We start from the raw sequence: 10,670 nt of genomic DNA, 5'->3' as shown, positions 1-10,670 counted from the left end.
ATAGGGGTACTTTGCGCTTTTTTAGGTAGTGCGTGGTATGGTTTCATAATAAAAACAAATTATTTATTGATAGCCATTGTAATAGCTTATGTGGTAGAATGACCTAAAGGGGTGTCAGCTATGAACGAAAATGACAATTTTCAGGAGAATACCTCCAATTGTAGTGAGAGCAAAATTAATATTGATCATCTTACCGGTTTGCCGTTGATGCGATCTTATTGGGATTTGGTAAATCACAGAGTAAAGGATGAGTCGGTTGCCGGGATTATGATGTCCGTAAATATATTGAATTTCCAATATTTTAATAAATGGTACGGACGTGACAAGGGTGATGCCCTTCTGGCTGAATTGGGAAGCTACCTCCACAAGCTGTGTCAGGAACATGATATGATTGCCGGGTACATGGGCAGTGATTATTTTTCCGTTTTCTTTGTGGGTGAGGATGATTTGGTGGAATCCCTTATTGGCAGTGTTAAGCTGATTGTGGGCCGCTATATGACGGATCCGTTGTTCCGCCCGGTTTGGGGTGCCTACAAGTTTAGCCAGGGGGATAAGACGGATGCCATTGATATGTATGATTATACCATCATGGCCCTTGGGAAATGCTATGCCTATTCCTATGCTGACATTAATTGGTTTAGTGAGACCATGGCCAGGGATCTGGCTACTACAGTGGATTTGATGCCACGTATTCAGCGGGCTATGGCCAACAGCGAGTTCACCATTTATCTGCAGCCAAAATGCCAGATTGTGGATGGGCGCATCGTGGGGGCCGAGGCCCTGGTTCGATGGATTACGGCCGACGGTGAGATGATTACCCCGGGTAAATTCGTTTCATTCCTGGAAAAGAACGGCTATATTACCCAGCTGGACCAGCATATTTGGGAAATAACCTGTCAGACCATTCGTCATTGGATGGAGGCCGGACTTCCTGTGGTGCCGGTGTCTATTAATGTGTCCCGGATTGATATTCAAAACCTGGATGTGGTGCGCATCCTTACGGAAATGGTTCATAAGTACCAGATTCCGGTGGGCGCACTGGAAATTGAGATTACAGAAAGTGCCTATGTGGAAGATGAAGGCATTGTGAAGGAAGCCGAGGAAGCACTGAAGCGCAACGGCTTCAAGATTATAATTGACGATTTCGGCAGTGGCTATTCTTCCTTGAATATGCTCAAGGATGTGGATGCGGACGTATTGAAGCTTGATATGCGGTTCCTGGATTTTTCCAACGGCAACCGTGGCCGGGGGATTAATATCATTTATTCCATTATTGATATGGCCCGGCAGATTGATTTGCCCATAATTGTAGAGGGGATTGAAACCCTGGAGCAGATTGAGCTGTTGTCCATGATGGGCTGTGAATACGTTCAGGGCTATTATTTTTATCAGCCAATGTCCATCGACAAATTTGAGAAGCTGATCGCTGATCCCAATAATGTTACTACCTCCACAATACGCAAGCGGAAGATGACCCGGTCCTATCTGCAGGATATTACGGCTTATTTCTGGAAGGTAGCCGAGGTCAATCCCTTTACCGGGGAGTATCACTTCATTAAGAAGTCCGATGAGAAGGATGGAATCATGAATCCCCGTCCGGTTACCATTGAGGAGTATGTACAGCGGTATGTTGATGCGGGTATGGTACATCCTAATGATCGGGAAAGCTTCCTCCATGAAACCTCTATTGTGGCCACCCAGCTGCAGATTGCCAAGAAGCAGCATCGCCGCCGGGTTCATATGCGTTGCCGGAAGGATGGCCAGTATATTTGGGTCACCTTTGAGCGTATAGTACCCACCCTGTTTTCCCAGAGCAGTCCATGGGTGCTTTACACATGGAAAATAGCCGATAATGATGTGGCGGCCCGTCAGGATACCTTGAATATTATTGACAAGAGCTTTAAGACAATAATTAAAATGGATGGGTATAGCGGTATATGTGAGGTTATCCAGATAGACAGAGATGAGGAAAAGCTGGGCTATCATTTTTCCAAGCATTTTCCGACCTGGAACAACAATCTCATAGATAATCATCTTATTCATTCGGAGGAATTGCAGGCATATAAAAAATTTACTGATCTGAAGAATTTGACGGCCAATATAGGATTATCGGATGAGCCCCTGCGCTTTCAATACCGCCGCCGGGTAGGCGAGGTTTATCGCTGGGTTTGCATGACGGTGTCCAAAAGTCTTGATTATACTGATGAGCATCCAATGCTGATGGTGGTGGTCCAGTATATTAATTACCTCTTTGAGCCTTATTCACCGGCGGAATTTACCATGGAGGATTCCTTAAAGTATTTGCTGAAGAGTCTGGTTTTTGTAATCCATTTTGATGTTACTGATGAAACCTTCGTGTCCAAACAGGATTTGCTTACGGTGGAGAAAGAAAGTGGCCTTGTAAGTGACATGAGCTATATGATAGGCGTAAGGCACCTGGTGGAGGAATTGGTATTGCCGGAATATAAGGAGGCTTACTTGGCCTTTATGGACCGCAATTGGCTGATGGAGAAATTTGGCGAAGGTCATACGACCCTTTCCCTTGAATATCAGCGATATGTGGATGGCGTTCCCAAGTGGCATCTGGCATTGCTGGTTCTCTACCGGGACAGAAGTACCGGTCATCTGATGTGTACAGAATACCTATATAATATAGATTCCCAAAAGCGCATCGAGGTTGAGCTGAAGGCAGCTGTGTCCACTTCAAAAAAATAGTATAAAATTCACTTTACAAAACCCTGACCATATAATAAAATGTCATTCGTTTGGAAACTGACAGTCAGGCCTTGCGGTTTGAAATATCTGATAATTATAGGTTAAAGGGGATTATAGTAGTAGTGGTTTTAGAGGAATTGCAGACTGTTCGCCAGGCAAAGGGCTATAGTATTCATATGGTTGCCGAGCTGCTGAAGATTTCGGTAGACAGTTATCTGGAGCTGGAATATGTCCTTAGGGAGGCCAGTGACCAGGAAATGGATATGCTGGATAGAATTTTTGGCGAGTAGCTTGATTTTTGAGAATATTAATGGTAGGATATATGGTATGCAATAATGGATTAATATACCTGAGGGGAGTTTTGATATGCTGGATGTCAATACAACAAAAATTCGTTGTTCCGGAGATGTGACCGATAAGACTCATGGTCAGTTTATATGCGGACCTCTTGATCGTGGTTATGGAACCACAATTGGTAATAGTCTCAAGAGAATTCTCCTGTCATCCATCCAGGGTGCAGCTGTTACAGCCGTAAAGATTGCTGGGGCCACCGCCATGGACAGCAAGCTTTCTGATACTGTGGAAGATGCAATTGATATAGTATTGAATGTAAAGGACCTGTGCATTGAGCCAGTTGATGATGAGCTCATAGCCCGCATTGATGTTAAGGCTGATGGTGAGGACCTGGAGGTTACAGCTGCGGATATTACGGCAGACAGTGAGCTGCAGATTATCAACCCTGAGCTGCATATCGCCACCGTTAAAGCCGGTAAAGCTTTTACTATGGAATTAAAGATTAAGACCGGCTGCGGTTATGTGGCAGCAGACAAGAATACTACCGCTGATGAAGGCATGTTCCCGATTGACGCCCTGTATTCTCCCATTGATCGTGTAGATTATGTGGTAAAAAATACCCGTGTTGGTAATATCACTAACTATGACAGCCTGACCTTGGACATTTTTACCAATGGCTCTGTTATGCCTGCTGATGCCCTGAAGCTGGCGGCCAATATTATGATCGAGGGTCTGAACCCATTCCTGGCCCTGTGTGAGGATACTGTGGTGGATGAGCCGGATCCGGAGTGCTGCAGCCTGTCCTCTGAGGACAGCGATGGCGGCCATGAGGCCATGGAGGAGCTTATGAATGCTCCTATCAGCGAATTGGAGCTTAGCCAGCGTTCTACCCATTGTATGCAGCGCAATAATATCTTTACCATTGGTGAATTGGCGGCCAAGACCACCGAGGAAATTATGAGCTTTAGAAATCTTGGGGCAAAATCCTTCAAGGAGATTTGTGACCGATTGGCAGAGCGCGGTTTATCCCTGAAGACTGGAAGCCCTCTTGATTAATTTGCCTAATGAATTGTTTAGTTCACATGAAATCGGATTGTTTTTTGCAATCCGATTTTTTTATTTGCAGGAAAAATGCAATGTGATGTAGTATATATAACTGTGAAATAATGAGTTATCGTTTTATAGAGAGAAGGTTAGTAGTATATGCATATCGCATGCCTGGATACTGAATCAACCAGTACCGGAATCAGCAATGAAATTTTGGAATTGTCAATTTATAACGAACAGGGGGCGCTGATCCACAATCAGCTCTATAAGCCCAAAAAGGTTCACAGATGGCACTTTGCCGAGCGGGTTCATGGTATATCCCCTGAAATGGTGGCCGATAAGCCGTATTTTGCCAAGCACATCCCCAAGATACAGAAAATTTTTGATAAAAGTGAAATAATTTTGGGGTTTGCGGTAGATAATGATATAAGAGTGCTGGAAAAATACGGATTTCAGCATTTAACGGAAAAAGCAATGGACGTCCGCGACTTGTACTGGGCCGTGTTCCATGAGGAAAAGGACTTTGACTATTATCACGTGCCAAGGCTGGTGGTATGTGCTGAGGAATGCGGCTATACCTGGCGGGATGGTTCGGCGCACTCAGCGGCCGCCGATGCAGAGGCAACCCTGTATTGCTTTAATTTTTTGATGCGGCGGTTTGCGGAAAAATATGAGCTTTTTCCGGTGGCAGATAAGCCTCACCTGAGTAATGAGGAAATTTATATTATCTGGGACCATCTCCGGCACCTGCTGCGGGAGGAGCATCACAGCAAGGCAGTGGAAAAGGCCAAGGGAATGCTGTATCTTGTGAATACCCCCCAGGGATATGCCATCTATGCCCGCAAGCGCCCATTGACCGAGGAGGATATGGCCCGGTTCCAGGAAAAGCAGCGCAAGGTGATCAGCATTATCGAGCTGGCCGATTCCCAAAAGGGCTATGAGGACTTACTGTCCCGCTTCGCCCCAAAGATGATTGGCGGGGAAAACTATTACAAGGCCTTCTATCAGCTGGATGACCAGGATATTGAGCTTTTTAAGAATTATACCAATGAATTTGTGGATGAGGCTTATTTGAAGGATTGATGTGATAATTGTGAATTGGAATATGCTGTAAAATAAATACATAGCAAAAAAGAGAATCTTCTTTGGTGTGGGCTGAGGAAGATTCTTTTTATTTGAAATAGTAAACTGCGTGCAAAATGAAATTTTTGTCCTGATTTTGCCAATAGCAGAAATCATCCCAAGCGTCATCAGTCCATGATTTAACCCGTTAGTATCGGATAAAGAAAACTAAACACATTGTAAAGATAATTCATTACATAATATTATTTGACCACAGGTGTTATTTTTTATCGGCAACAAAAGAAGCTCAGCCTGTCCTCAGTTGACAAGATAATCCCTTTTGGTACAATTTACGATGAGGGATAGAGACGGAGGATTGTATGACTTTAAAACGAAAAATAATTTGGTCCCTGGCTTCGGTATGCGTTTTTCTTTGTCTATATGTATGTTATGTAGGGCGTCCTGTGGGTGTGGATACGGATACAGAGGTGGAGGGGTTAAACAGTGAGCTGGAGCAGATACTGTATTATGCCGGTTTGGCACCCAACTCCCACAACGCCCAGATGTGGGAGGTAAAGGTATATCCGGCAGAGGGTAAGCTGGTTATTTCCCCGGATACCTCCCGACTTTTGTACGTAGTGGATCAGGAGAGCAGGGAGACCTATATTTCCATGGGGGCCTACGCCAGAAGCTGTATGCTGGCCTTTGAGGCCTATGGCTATAACAGCAGTATTCATGTAAGTGAACACGGCCAAAGTATTACGGTGATTTATGCCAATAGTGGTATGGCCCGGGACGAGGGCCTGCTGACCTTGATGAGGCGGCGCCATACAGATAAACGGGAATACACCAAGGCAGGGATACCGGAGTTTTTCCAGGATGGCCTGCGGGGAATTAAGGGGGCTGTATTTAGACCGGAAATGGCTGATGATTTTGGGGTCATAAAGGACCAGACCTTGGCGGCGGCTGCCGAGCAGCGGGATAATCAGGAGATACGGGATGAGCTGGCGGAATGGCTGCGTTTTTCCAATGGAGAGGCTGAAGAGAAAAAGGACGGACTGACGGCGGAGCAAAATGGTATCACCGGGCTGGGCAAGGCAATATACTACACCTTTGGTTCCCGCTGGTTTGCCCGAAGCGATACCTTTGCCCAGACCGGGTATGAAATGGCCCAGCGGCAAGCGGAAAATTGTGCCGGATTTCTGATAATCACTGCCAGTGATACCAATGTGGGCTGCATCGAAGCCGGGATGCATTTGACGGAGGCATGGCTTTATGCAGTGCGCAACGATATTGAGGTACAGCCAATGAGCTATGCTCTGGAAGACAAGGCCCGGCGGTTTGCTGTGCAAAATGCGTTGAAGCTTACCAATACACCGCAGATGATATTGCGGATCGGCTTTGTGGATGGTGCCTACGGGGCCAACGCCTTGGTTCGCCGCGATTTGAAGGATTATATAGAGGTGGAATAGGGACGGCAAGGGAGACTGTGATTTGAAGGATTATATAGCAGCGGATTAGGGATGGCAAGGGAATCTATGGGAGTGGCTGTGCTTTGGTGGCCCCAGGTCGGAGGGGGCACTGTATTTGTCATTCGCTAACATACTTTAAAAAGTTAAAGTATTTCTTTGCTTTACTGTTCACCTGTGGTAGAATAGTTGTGTTGTCGTGTAATCGTGTGTATTAACAGTGCAAATAAATGTCATTAGGAGAGATACAAATGCATCAGGAGTTTTTGATGGGCAATGAGGCCATTGCCATGGGGGCAATTGCTGCCGGTGTAAATCTTGTAGCCGGATATCCGGGGACACCTTCCACGGAGGTGCTGGAGACGGTGGCGAAGCACAGACCACAGGACACCTATGTGGAGTGGTCAATCAACGAAAAGACCGCCATGGAGGTGGGGGCCGGGGCAGCCTATGCCGGAGCCCGGGTAATGGTTACCATGAAGCAGGTGGGCCTTAATGTGGCCACGGATCCCCTTATGAGTCTTGAGTACATCGGCGTCAAGGGGGGCATGGTGGTCCTGGTGGCAGATGACCCGGGGCCCATTTCTTCCCAGACCGAGCAGGATACCCGCCATTTTTCCCGTTTTTCCAAGCTGCCCTGCTTTGATCCGTCCACGGTGCAGGAAGCCTATGATATGATTCAGGATGCCTTTGAATATTCGGAAAAATATAAGACACCTGTCTTTCTCAGGTCTACAACCAGAGTTTCCCATGGTTATGCCAGCATACAGGTCAAGGATGAGGCGGAGTATAACAAGAACCTGCCGGAGGGCTTTATAAAGGATACCAAACGATGGGTTATTTTCCCGCGGCTGTCCTACCAGGCCCACATAAATATTGAGGCCCGCAATGTGGCTCTTTCCCAGGAATTTTCCTCCTACGACAAGAACCGGATATTATATGCAGACAGTAACCGCTTCCCAAAGAAGGGGATTGCCACAGGCGGATTTAATTACACCTATGTTTCTGAGGCGTTAAAGGCCTTGGGGGAGGTTAAGCTCTTAAAGGTATCTACCCCCCATCCCTTCCCGGAGGCCTTGGCCCTCAGCTTCCTTACCGGTCTTGATGAGGTTATCTGCATTGAGGAATTGGATCCGGTTATCGAGCGGGAGCTAATCTATATCGCAGGGAAATACCAGCTGCCTGTAAAGATATATGGCAAGCTGACAATGGACGTAAAGAATTCCGGGGAAAATACCCTAGATTCCGTTATGGAAAATCTGACTAAATTCCTGGGCGTCAATCCGCCGGAGACGTCGGCCCTTACGGAGGCTGACAAGGCGGAAATGCCTGAGCTGCCTGTTCGGCCCCCGGTGCTTTGTGCCGGCTGCCCTCATCGGGCGTCCTTCTATGCAGTAAAGCAGGCCATGAAGGGGAAAAAGACCCTGTTTGCCGGGGATATTGGCTGTTATACCATGGGCAATGCCATGCCTTTGGATATGGTGGATACCTGTCTGTGTATGGGGGCGGGTCTTGGTATCGCCCAGGGAATTGACCATATTGAACCGGACACCAGCTGCTTCGCCTTTGTGGGGGATTCCACCTTTTTCGCGGCAGCCATACCCGGTGTCATAAATGCCGTATACAATCAGGCTAATATGACCCTGGTGGTTTTGGACAATTCCACCACCGCCATGACGGGGCATCAGCCACACCCGGGAACGGGTCAGACCATGATGGGTGATGTGGTCAATAAAATTAGTATCGAAAAAATATTAAAGGGTATCGGTCTTGCATTTGTGGAGACAGTTAATCCGCTGGACCATAATAAATCAGTGGAAACCGTCAAGCGGGCTGCGGCTCTGCCGGGGGTCAAGGCAATAATTTTCAAATCTCCCTGCATTGCCATTGTCAAATCCGATAAATGCCTTTCCGTAGACCATGATAAATGTATTAATTGCCGTAAGTGTATACGGGAAATCGGCTGTCCTGCCCTTGTACTGCGGGATGAACGGGTGGTAATTGATGACAGCCTTTGCACCGGCTGCGGGCTATGCAGCCAAATATGTCCGGTGCAGGCCATTGGAGGTGAGCAGCATGAGTAAAAATATAATCCTCTGTGGCGTAGGCGGCCAGGGAACTATATTGGCCTCCAAGCTTATCAGCGGAGCGGCCATGAATAAGGGCATGGCCGTAAAAAGTGCGGAAACCATCGGTATGGCACAGCGGGGCGGAAGCGTGTTCAGTCACCTGCGGTTGGGTGAAGGCGCAGATTGCCCAATGATTGCCAGTGGATGTGCAGATATTATTATTGGCTTTGAGCCCGGGGAAACGGTAAGGCTGCTACCCTATCTGAAAAAGGAGGGGCAGGTTATTGTGAGTACCCGCCCGGTAATGCCGGTGACGGCGGCCTTGGCCGGCTCTGATTACAATGGCAGTGAGATGCTGGATTACATCAGGAAAAAGGTGAAAAGGGTTATTGCCATTGATACTGAACGGGTCTGCCGGGAATTGGGCTCAACCAAAATAGTAAATCTCCTGCTGTTGGGGGCGGCGGTAAAAAGCGGGGCCTTGGGACTGGATGAGGAGGATATCCGCAAGGTTATTCTGGACCGCATTCCGCCTAAATTCCATGAGCTGAATTTTAAAGCACTGGAATATGCTAAAAATATTTGAGTAAGGGGTAAGGCATAATGAAGATAACAGAAGAGCAGCTGAAGCTGGTAAATGATCGCATAGACGCATTGGAGGCTGCCAACAGCTTTTATGGCAAGAAGCTGGAGGAGGCCGGTATAAATCATGTTTCCAGCCCGGAGGAATTTGAAAAATTGCCGTTTTCCGAGAAAAATGACCTGCGGGAAGCCTATCCTTTGGGCTTGATGACTGCCCCACAGGAGAAGATTGTCCGCATTCATTCATCCTCCGGTACCACAGGGACGCCGGTAATTATTCCCTATACCCAAAAGGATGTGGACGACTGGGCTGTCATGTTTGCCCGTTGCTATGAAATGGCGGGCATTACCAATCAGGATGTTATTCAGATTACGCCAGGCTATGGATTGTGGACAGCCGGTATTGGCTTTCAGGCAGGCTGTGAAAGGCTGGGAGCCATGTGCGTCCCTATGGGACCGGGCAACACGGAAAAGCAGCTGCAGATGATGCAGGATATGGGCTCCACCGTATTGTGCGCCACTTCCTCATATGCATTGCTTTTGGCTGAGGAGATCGAAAAGCGTGGTATCAAGGATAGAATTAAGCTCAAAAAAGGGGTTATTGGCTCCGAGCGGTGGGGGCAGAAAATGCGTGAGCGCATTTCCACGGAGCTGGGCATTGAGCTTTACGATATTTATGGACTCACAGAAATTTACGGACCGGGCATCGGCATCAATTGTAAACATGAAACCGGTATGCACTATTGGGATGATTTTATCTATTTGGAAATAATTGATCCCCAGACCTTGAAGCCGGTTCCGGATGGAGAATGGGGCGAGATTGTCATTACCACCCTGGTGAAGGAGGGGGCACCGTTAATTCGGTACCGCACCCATGATTTGTCCCGAATTATTCCTGGAGAGTGCCCATGCGGCAGCAGGTTCCCCCGCCTGGATATTATTGGCGGCCGCACCGATGATATGATGAAAATTAAGGGTGTTAATGTATTCCCCAGACAGATTGAGGAAATTTTGGCCGAGTTCCCGGAGCTGTCCAGCGAGTACCAGATTCGTATTTCCCACCTGGACGGCAAGGACACCATGCGTATTTACGTGGAGACCAACGGCAGCGTGGATTTCCTGGATATGGCGAAGCGGGTTGCCACCAGAGTCAAGAGCCGGATAGGGTTTACTCCGCTGGTAAAGGTTGTGGAAATTGGCTTGCTGCCTAGAAGTGAAAAGAAGAGCAAACGCGTTTTTGATGAGCGCTATGATTGAGTGAATAATTATGGGAAAATCACCGGAAATAGTGTATCAGGACTATATCGCCGGCAAGAGTAGCTTTCAGAAAATAGCCCGTGAATACAGGCGGTAGTGGATGGAGAGAAATCTGTAAAGGGATTTCTCTCCATGTATTTTTCATGGGTAATGTGGTATAATCATAAAAAGTCAA

General features: G+C 47.3%; 8 protein-coding genes. All 8 read left to right on the top strand.

Annotated elements, in window-relative coordinates; genetic code table 11:
* Positions 1-120: 120 nt before the first annotated feature.
* The 8 genes from Q0Y54_RS08955 to Q0Y54_RS08920 all read left to right on the top strand — a co-directional run bounded on the left by Q0Y54_RS08955 (position 121) and on the right by Q0Y54_RS08920 (position 10,495).
* Positions 121-2,715 carry an EAL domain-containing protein gene (locus Q0Y54_RS08955; RefSeq protein WP_297966534.1) on the top strand — a complete coding sequence of 865 codons (2,595 nt, stop codon included), beginning with the start codon at positions 121-123 and terminating at the stop codon, positions 2,713-2,715.
* Between the two features lie 50 nt (positions 2,716-2,765).
* Complete coding sequence (locus Q0Y54_RS08950; protein WP_297966531.1) at positions 2,766-3,005, top strand: hypothetical protein; 240 nt, start codon at positions 2,766-2,768, stop codon at positions 3,003-3,005.
* 76 nt (positions 3,006-3,081) lie between these two features.
* Entirely contained in the window at positions 3,082-4,065 is a 984-nt protein-coding gene (locus tag Q0Y54_RS08945; protein WP_297966527.1) for a DNA-directed RNA polymerase subunit alpha, read from the top strand.
* 147 nt (positions 4,066-4,212) lie between these two features.
* Positions 4,213-5,139: an exonuclease domain-containing protein gene (locus tag Q0Y54_RS08940; protein WP_297966524.1), complete on the top strand. Its 927-nt coding sequence runs from the start codon at positions 4,213-4,215 to the stop codon at positions 5,137-5,139.
* 359 nt (positions 5,140-5,498) lie between these two features.
* A complete protein-coding gene (locus Q0Y54_RS08935) occupies positions 5,499-6,590 on the top strand; it encodes a hypothetical protein (RefSeq protein WP_297966521.1) in 1,092 nt (363 codons plus the stop codon).
* A gap of 248 nt (positions 6,591-6,838) precedes the next feature.
* Positions 6,839-8,671 carry an indolepyruvate ferredoxin oxidoreductase subunit alpha gene (gene iorA, locus Q0Y54_RS08930; protein ID WP_297966519.1) on the top strand — a complete coding sequence of 611 codons (1,833 nt, stop codon included), beginning with the start codon at positions 6,839-6,841 and terminating at the stop codon, positions 8,669-8,671.
* Positions 8,664-9,242 (top strand): indolepyruvate oxidoreductase subunit beta, encoded by a 579-nt coding sequence (locus tag Q0Y54_RS08925; RefSeq protein WP_297966516.1) that lies wholly within the window; start codon positions 8,664-8,666, stop codon positions 9,240-9,242. The genes iorA and Q0Y54_RS08925 overlap by 8 nt, the downstream gene beginning before the upstream one ends.
* A 17-nt stretch (positions 9,243-9,259) precedes the next feature.
* Positions 9,260-10,495: a phenylacetate--CoA ligase family protein gene (locus tag Q0Y54_RS08920; protein WP_297966514.1), complete on the top strand. Its 1,236-nt coding sequence runs from the start codon at positions 9,260-9,262 to the stop codon at positions 10,493-10,495.
* The last annotated feature ends 175 nt before the right edge of the window (positions 10,496-10,670 follow it).

Origin of the sequence: uncultured Anaerovibrio sp., assembly GCF_947302755.1 — a bacterium.
Taxonomy (GTDB): domain Bacteria; phylum Bacillota; class Negativicutes; order Selenomonadales; family Selenomonadaceae; genus Anaerovibrio.
This window is presented reverse-complemented; position numbering and strand designations above follow the sequence as displayed.